The organism is Streptomyces tritici (genome assembly GCF_048500665.1).
In the GTDB taxonomy this organism is placed as follows: Bacteria; Actinomycetota; Actinomycetes; order Streptomycetales; family Streptomycetaceae; genus Streptomyces; species Streptomyces tritici.
The window spans coordinates 2,067,633-2,080,967 of sequence record NZ_CP183183.1 but is presented as its reverse complement, the minus strand read 5'-3'; the positions used below and the strand labels follow the sequence as shown (position 1 = coordinate 2,080,967).

Here is a 13,335-nt window from a genome sequence, read left to right as displayed (position 1 = left end):
CCATAAGCGCGACTTATGGGGTCCATAGGCATGCCTTGGCTTGTGCGGGCCGCCTACCGGCCTACCACCAGCCGGTCTTGGTGGCGGCGGCGTTGCAGCTGTGGGCCGGGTCGAACAGCAGGCAGGCGCGGAAGGCGACCGCGCTGGACGAGTGGGTGGCCTTGCCGGCGGTGTAGATCCGGTCGGTCACGGCCTTCCAGTAGCGGCAGTCGGCCTTGCGGTCGCCGTTGACGTCCACCTCGAACATGACGTGGAGGCTGTTGTACGCGTACGAGGAAGCCTTGGCCCAGCCGTAGCGCTTGCCGTTGTACCAGCCGGCCCGGATCTGCGCGGTGCCGGTGTCGCCGGTGGCCTGGGCGACCGTGGTCTGGCCGGTGGCGTTGGCCGGGTCGCTCAGGTACGCGAGGTCGCCGCAGACGACCGCCGCGCCGACCTCCCCGCGCGGCGCGGCACCGGCCGGGCCGCTCGCGCCGGCGAGCAGGGTGGCCGCGAGGGCGAGGGCCGCACCCGACGCGGCGAGGGTCTTCGTCTTGACCATGGGTTCGTCTCCTGTCGTCGAAACCGTCTGGCGGGAACCACCTTCGGGCCGGACGGAGGAGCGCAGTACCTCGCAGGTCCGAGGGTCAGCCGGTGAAGGCCGGGAGGACGAGGAGGTACGTCCCGTAGTCCATGAACCCGGCGGCGGCGGTGACGACGAGGGTCACGACCAGCATGAGCACCTTGTCGCCCGTCGACGTGCAGGCGAGGGCGTTCGCGGGGTTCTTCGGGTGGTAGGCGATCCGGACGGTCTTCCCCTTGTTGTGGCCGTGGATGTGGCGGGTCACCCCGTCGGTGGCCGTGAACGCCTGGACGGTGTCGCCGTCGTCCTCCCGGAAGACCTGCTGTCCGTCCACGGTGATGCCGTAGCGGGGCAGGTACCAGTCCCGCCACACCATCGCGCACATCATCGCCGCGACGTAGGTGACCCACGCGCCCGCCGCCCCCAGCAGCAGCGTCGCGACGGCCCGGCTCCAGTCCCCGTCGAGCACCCCGACGGCGACGGCGAGGACCGCGGCGACGGCGCAGCCGGCGTACTTCAGCCAGGAGGCATAGGACAGCAGCCCGACCTGTACCTGGTTCTCGTCCACCTCGTCCTCGTCGTCTCCGATGACCAGGCTCCGGGTGACGACGAGCGTGGAGCCGTCGATCGTCTCCTCGGCCGCGGCGCGTTCGGGCAGGGTGGCGTTCACCGCGTCGGCGAAGACGCCGGCGGCGGCCGCGCTGACGTCGGTGACGCGGTACACCGTCGGCTCGACCCCCGCCGGAGCGGTCAGCTCCACCGCGACGTCCCGCCGTTCGGCGCGGACGCGGGCGATCGCGGCGAGCGGGATGCGCAGCTCGGCGTCCGGACGCCGCAGCAGCAGCTCCTCGCCGTCGGAGCGGAGTTCGGTGCCCTTGTCGCCCTGGAGGACGGGGACGGGCGAAGAGATCGACATGCGCGTGATCGTAAGTCGCGAAGTCCCCGCTGGTGAAGGGGGTGTGGGGGTTTCGGACGAGACCTGTGGTGCCGTACCGTCCGCCTGTGACCTTGGTGATGACAGTGCTCCTCCTTGCCCTCCTCGCGTCCGCGGGCGCCTTCCTCTTCGGCCTGATGCTGATGCAGGGCGAAGGGGCCGAGCTCAAGAAGATGACGGAGCTGTACGAATCCGGCGTCGAGGTGCGGGCCGAGCTGGTGAGCCTGGTGCCGTTCGGCACCAATGGGTACGCGAGCGCCACCTACGAGTGGCAGTCACCGGAGGGCTCGGGCCGGCACAACAAGGGTGCGAACGCGGGCCCCGCCCACGTGGTCGGGCAGGAGTACCCGCTGGTCTTCCTCCCCCGGAACACGAAGCACGTGCACCTGGGGACGAAGGTGGCGACCCGCAGGGAGCTCAAGCGCCGCCGGGAGTACGTGCGCAACGCGCAGCGGATGGCTCTCCTGGGCTTCGCGGCGGGCACGCTGGCGACGGTGGGACTGATCATCAGCCCCTGACGGCCGTCAGCCGCCGAAGGCGGGCAGGGCGAGGTGGTACGTCCCGAGGGTGAACGGCGTCGCGAAGGCGGCGAGGAACACGACGGCGGTCAGGTCCTTGACCTGCCGGATCCACCCCTGGCCGCAGGCGATCGCCATACGCGGCCGTCGCGGGCCGTACGCTACCCGGACCGTCTCCTCCCCGGGCGTGCCGCCGAACTTGTGGGTCCTGCCGTCGAGGTCGGTGTACACGTACGTCTCCCTGCCGTCGAGCCAGACCTCCGTCGCCTCGACGGTGATGCCGTACCGCGGCAGGAACCAGTTGTCCCACGCGGCGAACAGCGCCATGAGCACCGCGAAACCGAGCCCGACGGCACAGCTGCCCATCAGCAGCACGGCGACCGCGCGCCCCAGGTGCTCCCCGGCGATCCCGACGGCGACGGAGAAGCCCAGGAGGGCGACCCACGCGCCGTAGGCCGTCCACTTGCCGACGTTCCACAGGGAGTCGCGGACTTCCTCCTCGTCCTCCTCCTCGGCCGCGCCGGCGTCCTCCACGCCGCGGACGGTGACGAGCGCCGAGCCGTCGACCTCCTCCTCGCCCTCGGCGCGCTCGGGCAGCGTGACGTTCACGGTGTCGGCGAACGCGCTCGCGGCGGCGCGGCTCACGCCCTCGATCCGGTACAGGGTCGACTCGACCCCGTCCGGGGCCGTCAACTCCACCGCGACGACTCTCCCGTTGGCGTGGACCCGTTGGATCGCCGCGAGGGGGATGCGCACCTCTTCGCTCGGGCGGCGCAGCACCAGCTCGTCGCCGCGGGAGCGGAGTTCGGTGCCCTGGTCACCCTGGAGGACGGGTATGGGCGAAGTCGTCGGCATGGGCGTGATCGTAAGTGGCGGACTCCTGGCCGGTGAAGGGGGTGTGGGGGTTCCGGTCGGGCTGTGTGTTGACGTACGGTCCGCGCATGGTCACCGTCGTGCTCGTCGTCTTCATCGTGCTGTCCGTCCTCCTCTTCGTCTTCTCGCTGCTGTGGATGCAGGGCGAGCGGGAGAACCTGAAGACGATGACGGAGCTGTGCGAGATCGGCGTCGAGACTCAGGCGCACCTGACGTACAAGGAGCCGCTCCGCGGCACGACGACGCTGCGGGTCCGGTACACGTTCCGCGCCCCGAACGGCGACAAGGGGGAGTACCAGACGGGCGTCGGGAACTCCCCGGTCCATGTCCTGGGCGACACGTACCCGCTCGTCCACCACCCTCGGCTCCTCAGCCGCGTGCACCTCGGGACGATGAAGACCGTCCGCAAGGAGCGCAGGACCCGCGCGTCCTACGTGAGGACGGCCCAGCGGCTCGCCCTCCTGTCGCTCACCGCGTGCGGGCTCGCGGTCGCGGGGCTGGTCCTCAGCCCCTGACCCCCGCGACGAAAGCCGCCCAGGCGGCGGGGGAGACGAGCAGGACGTCGCCGTCGGGGACCTTGGAGTCGCGGACGGGGACGACGGGGCCGATGCCGGTGGCGACCTCGACGCACTCGCCGCCGTTGCCGTCGCTGTAGCTGCTCTTGCGCCAGCGCGCGTTGCTCAGGTCGTACTCGCGCATCGTCTGTAGTCCTCCGCCGCCGATTCGATCAGGGCCAGGGACGCCTCCGGCGACAGCGCGGCGGCCCTGAACAGATCGTATGCCGCCTGAGCACGCTTCACCATGGCCGGATCGTCCAGCAGATTCCCCGAATACACGGCTTCTGTATAGACCGTGGGCGGGGCGTCCTCGAACTCCATGAGTCGCAGAGTTCCGTTCATGACGGCGTACGCCCCGGCCGAGTACGGCAGCACCTGCACGAGCACCGTCCGCTGCCGCATGGCTGCCGCCATGCGTTCCAACTGCTCGGCCATCGCTGCCGCACCGCCCACCGGGATGCGCAGCACGTTCTCGTGCAGGATCGCCCAGTAGACGGGCCGTCCCGGGTCCTTCAGGATGTGCTGACGTTCCAGGCGGCTCGAAACCTTCTCCTCGATGTACTCGTCGGTCGCGAACGGGTTCGTCGCGAGCGTGACCGCCCGCGTGTACGCCGCTGTCTGCAGCAGGCCCGGCACCACCGCCGGCGCGAAGTCGCAGATCTTCGTCGCCAGCGTCTCCAGTTCCGCGGCGGCGGCGAAATATTCCGCGTAGGGCGACGTGTCGATCAGCTTTCGGTACGTGCGCTCGAAAAAACCGTCGGTTTGCAGGACTTCGTCGATCCTCTGCGCCACATCCAACTGCGGCTTCCGAATCGCCTGCTCGAACTGGCCGATGTAGCCGCCGGATACGAACACCCGTCTTCCGAGCTCGTCTTGCGTCAGCCCTGCGGCCTCACGCCGCCGCTTCAGCTCCGCGCCGAAGAACTCCCAGGCGTCCTGACGTGTGCCTTTGGCCATGGATTAACTCCCCTGCCCTACGCGTTACTTGTAGCGACCGCGAGTCTCCCGAGTCTACGGAACCGGCCCCACCCTGGGTGCGGTAAGCGGGAAATGGATTCGGAAAGGGACCCCCGGTGCAGGAACACAGCAAGAAGCGATCGTCGGAGGCCGTCAACGAGGCGAAGGAGGTGATCGAGGAATTGCGCGCGGCACTGGAACGCAACGGAATCGTGCTGCCCTCGCTCGGGGTGGACGCCCTGTTCCTCGCCGCCGCCTACTCGGGGTCGCTGGTCGAATTGGGGCGCTGCACGGTGGAGACCGCCCGGAGGCTGGCCGCCGTGCTGCCGGAGGAAGGAGGTCGGTGAGGATGAGCCTGCCCATCGGGGCGTACGTCGTCGAGATCCGCACGGGTCGGGTCGGGACGGTCATGGGGCATGTGGGGCCGTACCTCCAGCTGCGGCCGCTGGGAGGCGGCCGGGAGTGGGACGTGGAACCCGAGGGCGTACGCGTCGCGACGGCCGCCGAGCGGCTGCGCGCCGCCACCGCGCATGTGAACGCCCGGAGCCGGGGCGAGGTGCCATGAGTCCGGTCGGGTGAGCCGCCGTCCGGGCGCCCGTTGGTCCATCCGCCACGCCCGCGCTGCGCGCCTCCCGCCGCCCCGGTTTCGTGGTCGCCGCGACGCAGTTCGCAGTCGTCGACCACGAAGGGAACGAGGTGTCAGGGATGGCGGGACGAGGGCGGGTCGCGAGACCCGTGTACCGGCTGGCGGCGGTGTCCGCCGCGGCGGGGGCGTTGCTGGCGGGGGGAATGACGGGCGTGCCGGCGGCGGCCGAGCCGATGGGCCGGTACGTGGTCGTGCTGGAGGAGTCGGCCCGCGGCCGGCTCGACACGGTCGTGGCGCAGCACGGCCGGGACCACGGGGCGCGGGCCGGGCACCGGTACCGGCACGCGCTGGTCGGGTACGCGGCCGAGATCCCGGAGTCCGAGGTGGCCGCCCTGCGCGCGACCGAGGGTGTTCGGGCGGTCGCTCCCGACGAGCTGGTGCGGGCCACGCAGCAGGAGCTGCCGGCATAGCCACACGGGCGGGGAGGGTAGTGGCTCCGCGACGTCCCGTGGGGATCCTCGGCACCGGGACGACGACCGGTGCCCGATCAGCGTCGTGGGCGGCTACGGCAGGGGCCCCGTGTGTCCGACCGTGGTCGCACGGGGGCAGGGATGACGGTTGTCAGGGGCCGGGCCGAGTCCGGCGGGCGGCGGTCAGCCGTACCAGGTGACGTTGCAGACGTATACGCACGTGTGCCGCGGCACGGCCAGAAAGCAGATGAACCCGCGACCGCCGAGGATGTCGAACTCGCGCAGGCCGCCCTCGCGGTCGATCGGCCGGCCCACTCGGGTGGCCTCGTCGCCCAGGGCTGGCAGCTCGGTGGCCAGGCGCTCCACTTCCGCCACAACACCGACGGGCAGGCCGTCGATGACGTACTCCTGGCTGGGGTTGTAGTCCCAGGCCCAGTCAGTCACAGTCCGGCCTCTGCTTCCGCGGCCTCATGGATCCGGCGGATCTCGTCGATCGCTTCCGTGGGATCCACCTCGCCGGCCGCTACAAGCTGTTCGAGCTCCCGCAGCCGCGCCGCCCGCTGCGGCAGCCGCTCGATCGCCACGAAAACGGCCCACGAGTGCACGAAGGCGCGCAGCGGGGCGAGGCTCTGCGTCTGTTGCGCGTTCGTCGTCGCCTCGAAAAGGTGCTGCGTGAGAGCGGGGATGCGACTCGGTGCGATGCGGGCCACCGCAGCCCGCAGGGCGTCGGGGGTGAGTTCCGGGATGGGGATCAACGGACCGTAAGGGCCGTCGGGCTGCGCACTCACAGGGCCTCCGGTGCGGATGAGTCGGTGTTCGCACCCTATCGCTCGGCCCGCGTCATGGCGGGCGAGCCGGGCGACTCGGGCCACCCCTCGGCCGTACCGGCCCTTCCGGCCCGGGGCCCCGTCGGCGTACGGGACAATGGGGCCATGAGTCTGTTCCGCGACGACGGCATCGTGCTGCGCACCCAGAAGCTGGGTGAGGCGGACCGGATCATCACCCTCCTCACGCGCGGTCACGGCCGCGTACGCGCCGTGGCGCGGGGGGTGCGGCGCACCAAGTCGAAGTTCGGGGCCCGGCTGGAGCCGTTCTCGCACGTGGACGTGCAGTTCTTCGCGCGCGGCAGCGACCTCGTCGGCCGGGGGCTGCCGCTGTGCACGCAGAGCGAGACGATCGCGGCGTACGGCAGCGGGATCGTCACCGACTACGCCCGCTACACCGCCGGCACGGCCATGCTGGAGACCGCCGAGCGGTTCACCGAGAACGAGGGCGAGCCGGCGGTCCAGCAGTACCTTCTGCTCGTCGGGGGGCTGCGGACGCTCGCCAACGGCGAGCACGCGCCGCATCTCATCCTCGACGCCTTCCTGCTGCGCTCGCTCGCCGTCAACGGCTACGCGCCCAGCTTCGCCGACTGCGCGAAGTGCGGCATCCACGGACCGAACCGCTTCTTCTCGGTCGCGGCCGGCGGAGTCGTCTGCGGCGACTGCAGGGTGCCCGGCAGCGTCGTACCCTCTGCGGAGGCCATCGGCCTGCTGAGCGCGCTGCTCACCGGCGACTGGGCGACGGCGGACGCGTGCGAGCCGCGTCACGTCAGGGAGGGCAGCGGGCTCGTGTCCGCCTATCTGCACTGGCACCTGGAGCGCGGACTGCGTTCCCTGCGGTACGTAGAGAAAAGCTAGGAGATCCAACGTCATGGCCATCGCACGACGCGGCATCCTCGGACGGCAGCGCCGGGAGTACAAGGTCCCCGAGCCGCACCCGTCCGGCGCGCGCCCGCCGAAGCTCCCCGGGGAGCTGGTACCGAACCACGTGGCCTGTGTGATGGACGGCAACGGGCGCTGGGCGAAGGAGCGCGGGCTGCCGCGCACCGAGGGCCACAAGGTCGGCGAGGGCGTCGTGCTGGACGTGCTCAAGGGCTGCCTGGAGCTCGGCGTGAAGAACCTCTCCCTCTACGCCTTCTCCACGGAGAACTGGAAGCGCTCCCCGGAGGAGGTCCGCTTCCTGATGAACTTCAACCGGGACGTCATCCGCCGCCGCCGCGACGAGATGGACGAGCTGGGCATCCGGATCCGCTGGGTCGGCCGGATGCCGAAGATGTGGAAGTCGGTCGTCCAGGAGCTCCAGGTCGCGCAGGAGCAGACCAAGGACAACGACGCGATGACGCTGTACTTCTGCGTGAACTACGGCGGCCGCGCCGAGGTCGCGGACGCGGCGAAGAAGATCGCGGAGGACGTGGCGGCCGGACGGCTCGACCCGTCGAAGGTCAACGAGAAGACCTTCCAGAAGTACCTGTACTACCCGGACATGCCGGACGTGGACCTGTTCCTGCGGCCCAGCGGCGAGCAGCGCACCTCCAACTACCTGATCTGGCAGAGCAGCTACGCCGAGATGATCTTCCAGGACGTGCTGTGGCCGGACTTCGACCGGCGCGACCTGTGGCGCGCCTGCGTCGAGTACGCCTCCCGCGACCGCCGCTTCGGGTCGGTGGACCCGGCGGACGTCGCGGTCATGGAGAAGGCCGAGCGGGCATGACCGGGGCGGGGGGAACGGAGATACGCGACCGGGTCGAGCTGGCCTACGAGCCGGTGCTCGCGGACGCGGTGGGCGCCATCAAGGCGCGGACGAAGGCGACGCCCGCGGGGCGGCTCCAGAACGCGGTGCTGCTGATCACCGCGGCGTTCGTGCTGTACGCGCTCGTCATCAGCTTCGACGGGCCGGGCGGCCGCCCCGCCTACGCGTCGATCCTCGTGTGCACCTTCGTGTTCGTGTTCCTGCTGAGCCTGGTGGTGCTGGTGCCGAAGTCGCAGGGCAAGCAGGTGCACCAGATGTACGCCTCCCAGGGCGAGTTCCGGACCGTCGTGGACGACGTGACCGGGGTCACCCTGTCGGCGCGGGACCTCGACATGACGTGCCGCTGGCCGCTGCTGGGCCGGTACACGGAGACCGACGACCTCTTCGTCCTGATGTCGCCGGACAAGTACGGGGTCGGCGTCGTCGCCCTGCCCAAGCGCGGGCTGGCCCCGGGGGACGCGGACCGGCTGCGCGCGATCCTGGAGCGGCGCTCGCGGCGCGCCGGGCGCTGAGCGGACGTACGAAGGGGCCCGCACCGGACGCTTCCGGTGCGGGCCCCTTCACGTACGTACGGGCTACTTCGCCGCGCACTCCGCGCACGTGCCGAAGATCTCGACGGTGTGCGCCACGTTGACGTAGCCGTGCTGGGCCGCGATCGTCTCCGCCCACTGCTCCACCGCCGGGCCCTCCACCTCGACGGCCTTGCCGCAGACGCGGCAGACCAGGTGGTGGTGGTGCTCGTCGGACGAGCAGCGGCGGTAGACGGCCTCGCCGTCGCTGGTGCGCAGCACGTCCACCTCGCCCGCCTCGGCGAGGGACTGCAGCGTGCGGTAGACCGTGGTCAGGCCGACCGAGTCGCCGCGGTGCTTGAGCATGTCGTGCAGCTCCTGCGCGCTGCGGAACTCGTCCACCTCGTTCAGCGCCGCCGAGACGGCGGCCCGCTGCCGGGTCGACCGGCCGCGGACGGGGGGTCCTGCCGTCGCCACAGGTGCCTCCTCACAAGTCGAATGCCGCTGCCATTCTGCCAGGCGGCTCAGACCGTGACGTCGTCCGCCGACCGGCGCGTGCCCGGGACGGCCACGTCGCACTCCGCGGCGGCCCTGGCGGCGGCCCTCGCCCGGCGGCGGGCCAGCGGCGCGGCGAGGGCCGTGGTGACGACGAACGCGCCGAGCGCGTACAGCACGATCGTCGCGCCGGGGGAGACGTCCTGGTAGTACGTGGTGACCGTGCCGGCGAGGGTGACGCCGGTGCCGATCACGACGGCGAGCACGAAGGTCGCCCGGAAGGACCGGGACAGCTGCTGGGCCGCGGCGACCGGCACCACCATCAGCGCGCTGACGAGCAGCAGGCCGACGACCCGCATGGCCACGGTCACGGTGATCGCGGCGGTGACCGCGATCAGCAGGTTGAGGAAGCGCACCGGCAGGCCGGTGACCCGGGCGAACTCCTCGTCCTGGCTGACCGCGAAGAGCTGCCGGCGCAGGCCCAGGGTGACGAGGACCACGAAGCCGGCGAGCAGCGCGATCGCGAGGACGTCCTCGTCGGAGACCGTCGACAGCGAGCCGAACAGGTACGACAGCAGGCTGGCGTTGGAACCGTCGGCGAGGTCCATCAGCACGACGCCGCCGGCCATGCCGCCGTAGAAGAGCAGGGAGAGGGCGATGTCGCCGCGGGTGCGGCCGTACGCCCGGATCAGCTCCATGACGACCGCGCCGGCCACGGAGACGAGGGTGGCCGTCCACACGGGGCTGGTCGACATGAGGAAGCCGAGGCCGACGCCGGTCAGTGCGACGTGGCCGATGCCGTCGCCCATGAGCGCCTGGCGGCGCTGGACGAGGAAGATGCCGACGGCGGGTGCGGTGATGCCGACCAGGACGGCCGCGAGCAGCGCCCGCTGCATGAAGTCGTGCTCGAGGATTTCCATGATCAGGTCAGCAGTCCCGTGCGGAGCGGCTCGTCGGCCGCGTGGGGGTGTACGTGGTCGTGGCCGGGCAGCGCGTGCTGGCCGACGGCCTTCGGGGGCGGGCCGTCGTGGACGACGCAGCCGTCGCGCAGGACGACGGCGCGGTCGATCAGGGGCTCCAGCGGGCCGAGTTCGTGCAGGACCAGCAGGACGGACGCGCCGCGGGCGACCTGCTCGCGCAGGGTGGCGGCGAGGACCTCCTGGCTGGCCAGGTCGACGCCGGCCATCGGCTCGTCCATGATCAGCAGCTCGGGTTCGGCGGCCAGGGCGCGGGCGATCAGCACGCGCTGGTGCTGGCCGCCGGAGAGGGCGGCGACGGAGTCCTTGGCGCGGTCGGCGAGACCGACGAGGTCGATCGCCCGCTCGACGGCGGCCTTGTCGGCCCTGCCGAAGAAGCCGAGCTTCCGGCGGGACAGGCGGCCCGAGGAGACGACCTCGCGGATGGTGGCCGGGACGCCGCTCGCGGCGGTGGTGCGCTGGGGCACGTAGCCGACGCGGGCCCAGTCGCGGAACCGGCGCAGATCGGTGCCGAACAGCTCGACGCTGCCGCCGGTCAGCGGCACCTGGCCGATGACCGAGCGGACGGCGGTGGACTTGCCCGAGCCGTTCGCGCCGAGCAGGGCGACGACCTCGCCCCGCCCGACGGTGAGGTCGACGCCGCGCAGGACGGGGCGCGCGCCGAGGGCGGCGGTGGCTCCTCGGACGGATATGACGGGCGCGCTCATGGCTGCTGCCTCCTGCTCTGCGTCGCTGGTGGTGCGGCTCACTTCGCGCCGAGGGCCTTCTTCAGCGCGGTGAGGTTGGCCTGCATGACCTCCATGTAGTCATCGCCCTTGGACCGGTCGGTGATTCCCTCCAGCGGGTCCAGGACGTCGGTCTTGAGGCCGGTGTCCTTCGCGAGGGTCTTCGCCGTCTTGTCGCTGGCGAGGGTCTCGAAGAAGACGGTGGTGACCTTCTCCTCCTTCGCCGTGGCCTGGAGCTCCTTGATCCGGGCGGGGCTGGGCTCGGACTCGGGGTCGAGGCCCTGGATGCCCTCCTGGTCGAGCTTGTAGCGCTCGGCGAGGTAGCCGAAGGCGGAGTGGGTGGTGATGAAGGTGCGGGTGGCGGTGTTCTTCAGACCCTGTTCGAAGGCGGTGTCCAGCTCGCCGAGCTGCTTCACCAGCGCGTCGGTGTTCTTCTGGTAGTCGGCGGCGTGGGCCGGGTCGGCCTTCTTCAGGGCCGCGCCGACGCCCTTGGCGACCTCGGCGTACTTCACGGGGTCGAGCCAGATGTGCGGGTCGCCGCCGGCCTCGGACTCGTGGCCGTGCTCGTCGGCGTGCTCGCCCTTGGGCTCGTCGGCGTGCTCGTCCTTGGACTCGTCCGCGTGGCCCGCGTGCTCCTCGGTGGACTCGCCGGCGTGGTCGTGGTCCTCGGAGGAGCCGTGGTCCTCCAGCTTGGTCAGGGTGGCCGCGTCGACGGTGTGCTTCACGCCGGCCTGCTCGATGGCCTTGTCGACGGCGGGCTGCACGCCCTTGAGGAAGAGGATGACGTCGGCGTCGCCGAGCTCGGCGATCTGCCGGGGCTTGAGCTCCAGGTCGTGCGGCTCGGTGCCGGGCTCGGTCAGCGTCTGGACGGAGACGTTGTTCCCGCCGATGCGCTCGGCGAGGAACTGCATCGGGTAGAACGACGCCACCACGTCCAGCTTGCCGGCGCCGGCCTTGTCGGCGGCGTCGGAGGTGCCGCTGCAGGCGGAGAGGGAGACGAGGCCGAGCGCGACGGCTCCGGCGAGGGCGGTGGAGGGTATGAGGCGGCGTACGTTCATGACAGTCATTTTCAACAAATTTGGAAACGATTGTCAACAAAGCAGCTGAGCACACTCCGACCCCTCCGGACCCCCCTCCGATTTGATCCAGGGGGTGCGCCCGCCGCTACCCTGAGGCATTCGCCCGCCCACCTTGTAGTGAAGAGAGCACCGTGGCCGCCGACAAGATCGACACCATCGTCAGCCTGAGCAAGCGCCGTGGCTTCGTCTACCCCTGCAGCGAGATCTACGGCGGCCAGAAGGCCGCCTGGGACTACGGTCCGCTGGGTGTCGAGCTCAAGGAGAACATCAAGCGTCACTGGTGGCGCTACATGGTCACCTCGCGCGAGGACGTCGTCGGCATCGACTCGTCCGTGATCCTGGCCACCGAGGTCTGGGAGGCCTCCGGTCACGTCGCCACCTTCACCGACCCGCTGACCGAGTGCACCTCCTGCCACAAGCGCTACCGCGCGGACCACCTGGAGGAGGCGTACGAGGAGAAGCACGGCCGCCTTCCCGCGAACGGCCTCGCCGACCTCAACTGCCCCAACTGCGGCAACAAGGGCACCTTCACCGAGCCGAAGCAGTTCTCCGGCCTGCTCTCCACCCACCTCGGCCCGACCCAGGACACCGGCTCCGTCGCGTACCTGCGTCCCGAGACCGCGCAGGGCATCTTCACCAACTTCGCCCAGGTGCAGACGACCTCGCGCAAGAAGGTGCCGTTCGGCATCGCGCAGATGGGCAAGTCCTTCCGGAACGAGATCACTCCGGGCAACTTCATCTTCCGCACCCGCGAGTTCGAGCAGATGGAGATGGAGTTCTTCTGCAAGCCGGGCGAGGACGAGACGTGGCACGAGTACTGGATGGAGCAGCGCTGGAACTGGTACACGGGCCTGGGTCTCCGTGAGGAGAACATGCGCTGGTTCGAGCACCCGAAGGAGAAGCTCTCCCACTACTCGAAGCGCACCGCCGACATCGAGTACCGCTTCCAGTTCGGCGGCAGCGAGTGGGGCGAGCTGGAGGGCGTGGCCAACCGCACCGACTACGACCTGAACGCGCACGCCAAGGCCTCCGGCGCCAACCTGACCTATCTGGACCAGGACGGCGAGCGCTTCGTGCCGTACGTCATCGAGCCCGCCGCCGGCGTCGGCCGCACCATGCTGGCCTTCCTGCTCGACGCGTACAACGAGGACGAGGCCCCGAACGCCAAGGGCGTCATGGAGAAGCGCACCGTGCTGCGCCTCGACCCCCGCCTCGCGCCGGTCAAGGTCGCGGTCCTGCCGCTGTCCCGCAACGAGAACCTCTCCCCGAAGGCCAAGGGCCTCGCGGCGGACCTGCGGCAGAACTGGAACATCGAGTTCGACGACGCCGGCGCCATCGGCCGCCGCTACCGCCGCCAGGACGAGATCGGCACCCCGTTCTGCGTCACCGTCGACTTCGACACCCTCGACGACAACGCGGTGACCGTGCGCGAGCGCGACACCATGAAGCAGGAGCGCGTCTCCCTGGACCAGATCCAGGGCTACCTCGCCGCCCGCCTCATCGGCTGCTGACCCGCCCAGGG

20 protein-coding genes are annotated in these 13,335 nt (G+C 70.6%); 9 read left to right on the top strand and 11 right to left on the bottom strand.

What is annotated here, in order from left to right; all coding sequences use genetic code 11:
• Positions 1-61: 61 nt before the first annotated feature.
• Both ACNJ93_RS09725 and ACNJ93_RS09720 read right to left on the bottom strand, forming a co-directional pair.
• Positions 62-538 (bottom strand): hypothetical protein, encoded by a 477-nt coding sequence (locus ACNJ93_RS09725; protein ID WP_418956969.1) that lies wholly within the window; start codon positions 536-538, stop codon positions 62-64.
• 85 nt (positions 539-623) lie between these two features.
• Positions 624-1,475 carry a DUF3592 domain-containing protein gene (locus ACNJ93_RS09720; RefSeq protein WP_418956968.1) on the bottom strand — a complete coding sequence of 284 codons (852 nt, stop codon included), beginning with the start codon at positions 1,473-1,475 and terminating at the stop codon, positions 624-626.
• A gap of 86 nt (positions 1,476-1,561) precedes the next feature.
• On the opposite strand from ACNJ93_RS09720, the gene ACNJ93_RS09715 reads away from it, so the two are divergent.
• Entirely contained in the window at positions 1,562-2,011 is a 450-nt protein-coding gene (locus tag ACNJ93_RS09715; protein WP_418956967.1) for a hypothetical protein, read from the top strand.
• Between the two features lie 6 nt (positions 2,012-2,017).
• Here ACNJ93_RS09715 and ACNJ93_RS09710 read toward each other — a convergent pair whose 3' ends face one another.
• Positions 2,018-2,866: a hypothetical protein gene (locus tag ACNJ93_RS09710; protein ID WP_418956966.1), complete on the bottom strand. Its 849-nt coding sequence runs from the start codon at positions 2,864-2,866 to the stop codon at positions 2,018-2,020.
• Positions 2,867-2,952: 86 nt separating this feature from the next.
• Here ACNJ93_RS09710 and ACNJ93_RS09705 point away from each other — a divergent pair, with 86 nt between their 5' ends.
• On the top strand, positions 2,953-3,399 hold the full coding sequence (locus ACNJ93_RS09705) for a hypothetical protein (RefSeq protein WP_418956965.1): 447 nt from the start codon (positions 2,953-2,955) through the stop codon (positions 3,397-3,399).
• On the opposite strand, the gene ACNJ93_RS09700 is transcribed toward ACNJ93_RS09705, so the two are convergent.
• Both ACNJ93_RS09700 and ACNJ93_RS09695 read right to left on the bottom strand, forming a co-directional pair.
• Positions 3,389-3,583 carry a DUF397 domain-containing protein gene (locus tag ACNJ93_RS09700; protein WP_418956964.1) on the bottom strand — a complete coding sequence of 65 codons (195 nt, stop codon included), beginning with the start codon at positions 3,581-3,583 and terminating at the stop codon, positions 3,389-3,391. The genes ACNJ93_RS09705 and ACNJ93_RS09700 overlap by 11 nt on opposite strands.
• A complete protein-coding gene (locus tag ACNJ93_RS09695; protein WP_418956963.1) occupies positions 3,565-4,398 on the bottom strand; it encodes a helix-turn-helix domain-containing protein in 834 nt (277 codons plus the stop codon). Before ACNJ93_RS09695 ends, ACNJ93_RS09700 begins: the two co-directional genes overlap by 19 nt.
• A gap of 116 nt (positions 4,399-4,514) precedes the next feature.
• Between ACNJ93_RS09695 and ACNJ93_RS09690 the strand changes: the two genes are divergently transcribed.
• The 3 genes from ACNJ93_RS09690 to ACNJ93_RS09680 all read left to right on the top strand — a co-directional run bounded on the left by ACNJ93_RS09690 (position 4,515) and on the right by ACNJ93_RS09680 (position 5,454).
• Entirely contained in the window at positions 4,515-4,745 is a 231-nt protein-coding gene (locus tag ACNJ93_RS09690; protein ID WP_418956962.1) for a hypothetical protein, read from the top strand.
• A gap of 2 nt (positions 4,746-4,747) precedes the next feature.
• Complete coding sequence (locus ACNJ93_RS09685) at positions 4,748-4,963, top strand: hypothetical protein (protein WP_418956961.1); 216 nt, start codon at positions 4,748-4,750, stop codon at positions 4,961-4,963.
• 140 nt (positions 4,964-5,103) lie between these two features.
• Positions 5,104-5,454, top strand: coding sequence for a protease inhibitor I9 family protein (locus tag ACNJ93_RS09680; RefSeq protein ID WP_418956960.1), 351 nt, complete (start codon positions 5,104-5,106; stop codon positions 5,452-5,454).
• Positions 5,455-5,637: 183 nt separating this feature from the next.
• Here ACNJ93_RS09680 and ACNJ93_RS09675 read toward each other — a convergent pair whose 3' ends face one another.
• Together ACNJ93_RS09675 and ACNJ93_RS09670 are read right to left on the bottom strand one after the other, a co-directional pair.
• On the bottom strand, positions 5,638-5,898 hold the full coding sequence (locus ACNJ93_RS09675) for a hypothetical protein (protein WP_418956959.1): 261 nt from the start codon (positions 5,896-5,898) through the stop codon (positions 5,638-5,640).
• Entirely contained in the window at positions 5,895-6,242 is a 348-nt protein-coding gene (locus tag ACNJ93_RS09670; RefSeq protein WP_418956958.1) for a hypothetical protein, read from the bottom strand. The genes ACNJ93_RS09675 and ACNJ93_RS09670 overlap by 4 nt, the downstream gene beginning before the upstream one ends.
• A 144-nt stretch (positions 6,243-6,386) precedes the next feature.
• Between ACNJ93_RS09670 and recO the strand changes: the two genes are divergently transcribed.
• From recO to ACNJ93_RS09655, 3 genes are read left to right on the top strand one after another with little or no spacing between them, the layout of a single operon-like run.
• Positions 6,387-7,136: a DNA repair protein RecO gene (gene recO / locus ACNJ93_RS09665; protein WP_418956957.1), complete on the top strand. Its 750-nt coding sequence runs from the start codon at positions 6,387-6,389 to the stop codon at positions 7,134-7,136.
• 19 nt (positions 7,137-7,155) lie between these two features.
• Complete coding sequence (locus ACNJ93_RS09660) at positions 7,156-7,989, top strand: isoprenyl transferase (RefSeq protein ID WP_418961356.1); 834 nt, start codon at positions 7,156-7,158, stop codon at positions 7,987-7,989.
• Positions 7,986-8,540 (top strand): YcxB family protein, encoded by a 555-nt coding sequence (locus ACNJ93_RS09655; RefSeq protein ID WP_418956956.1) that lies wholly within the window; start codon positions 7,986-7,988, stop codon positions 8,538-8,540. Before ACNJ93_RS09660 ends, ACNJ93_RS09655 begins: the two co-directional genes overlap by 4 nt.
• A gap of 63 nt (positions 8,541-8,603) precedes the next feature.
• On the opposite strand, the gene ACNJ93_RS09650 is transcribed toward ACNJ93_RS09655, so the two are convergent.
• From ACNJ93_RS09650 to ACNJ93_RS09635, 4 genes are read right to left on the bottom strand one after another with little or no spacing between them, the layout of a single operon-like run.
• Positions 8,604-9,014 (bottom strand): Fur family transcriptional regulator, encoded by a 411-nt coding sequence (locus tag ACNJ93_RS09650; protein ID WP_418956955.1) that lies wholly within the window; start codon positions 9,012-9,014, stop codon positions 8,604-8,606.
• A 47-nt stretch (positions 9,015-9,061) separates the two neighbouring features.
• Positions 9,062-9,952, bottom strand: coding sequence for a metal ABC transporter permease (locus tag ACNJ93_RS09645; protein WP_418956954.1), 891 nt, complete (start codon positions 9,950-9,952; stop codon positions 9,062-9,064).
• Between the two features lie 2 nt (positions 9,953-9,954).
• Positions 9,955-10,716, bottom strand: a complete 762-nt coding sequence (locus ACNJ93_RS09640) for a metal ABC transporter ATP-binding protein (RefSeq protein ID WP_418956953.1) — start codon at positions 10,714-10,716, stop codon at positions 9,955-9,957.
• A gap of 38 nt (positions 10,717-10,754) precedes the next feature.
• On the bottom strand, positions 10,755-11,792 hold the full coding sequence (locus ACNJ93_RS09635) for a metal ABC transporter substrate-binding protein (protein ID WP_418956952.1): 1,038 nt from the start codon (positions 11,790-11,792) through the stop codon (positions 10,755-10,757).
• A gap of 152 nt (positions 11,793-11,944) precedes the next feature.
• Between ACNJ93_RS09635 and ACNJ93_RS09630 the strand changes: the two genes are divergently transcribed.
• Positions 11,945-13,324, top strand: a complete 1,380-nt coding sequence (locus ACNJ93_RS09630) for a glycine--tRNA ligase (RefSeq protein WP_418956951.1) — start codon at positions 11,945-11,947, stop codon at positions 13,322-13,324.
• Positions 13,325-13,335 lie beyond the last annotated feature (11 nt).

Excerpts from the sequence above, each read along its gene's own strand:
- ACNJ93_RS09695 (WP_418956963.1), bottom strand. The coding sequence starts at position 4,398 with ATGGCCAAAGGCACACGTCAGGACGCCTGGGAGTTCTTCGGCGCGGAG.
- ACNJ93_RS09655 (WP_418956956.1), top strand. The coding sequence starts at position 7,986 with ATGACCGGGGCGGGGGGAACGGAGATACGCGACCGGGTCGAGCTGGCC.
- ACNJ93_RS09725 (WP_418956969.1), bottom strand. The coding sequence starts at position 538 with ATGGTCAAGACGAAGACCCTCGCCGCGTCGGGTGCGGCCCTCGCCCTC.
- ACNJ93_RS09700 (WP_418956964.1), bottom strand. The coding sequence starts at position 3,583 with ATGCGCGAGTACGACCTGAGCAACGCGCGCTGGCGCAAGAGCAGCTAC.
- ACNJ93_RS09685 (WP_418956961.1), top strand. The coding sequence starts at position 4,748 with ATGAGCCTGCCCATCGGGGCGTACGTCGTCGAGATCCGCACGGGTCGG.
- ACNJ93_RS09680 (WP_418956960.1), top strand. The coding sequence starts at position 5,104 with ATGGCGGGACGAGGGCGGGTCGCGAGACCCGTGTACCGGCTGGCGGCG.
- recO (WP_418956957.1), top strand. The coding sequence starts at position 6,387 with ATGAGTCTGTTCCGCGACGACGGCATCGTGCTGCGCACCCAGAAGCTG.
- ACNJ93_RS09720 (WP_418956968.1), bottom strand. The coding sequence starts at position 1,475 with ATGTCGATCTCTTCGCCCGTCCCCGTCCTCCAGGGCGACAAGGGCACC.
- ACNJ93_RS09640 (WP_418956953.1), bottom strand. The coding sequence starts at position 10,716 with ATGAGCGCGCCCGTCATATCCGTCCGAGGAGCCACCGCCGCCCTCGGC.
- ACNJ93_RS09710 (WP_418956966.1), bottom strand. The coding sequence starts at position 2,866 with ATGCCGACGACTTCGCCCATACCCGTCCTCCAGGGTGACCAGGGCACC.
- ACNJ93_RS09645 (WP_418956954.1), bottom strand. The coding sequence starts at position 9,952 with ATGGAAATCCTCGAGCACGACTTCATGCAGCGGGCGCTGCTCGCGGCC.
- ACNJ93_RS09635 (WP_418956952.1), bottom strand. The coding sequence starts at position 11,792 with ATGAACGTACGCCGCCTCATACCCTCCACCGCCCTCGCCGGAGCCGTC.
- ACNJ93_RS09705 (WP_418956965.1), top strand. The coding sequence starts at position 2,953 with ATGGTCACCGTCGTGCTCGTCGTCTTCATCGTGCTGTCCGTCCTCCTC.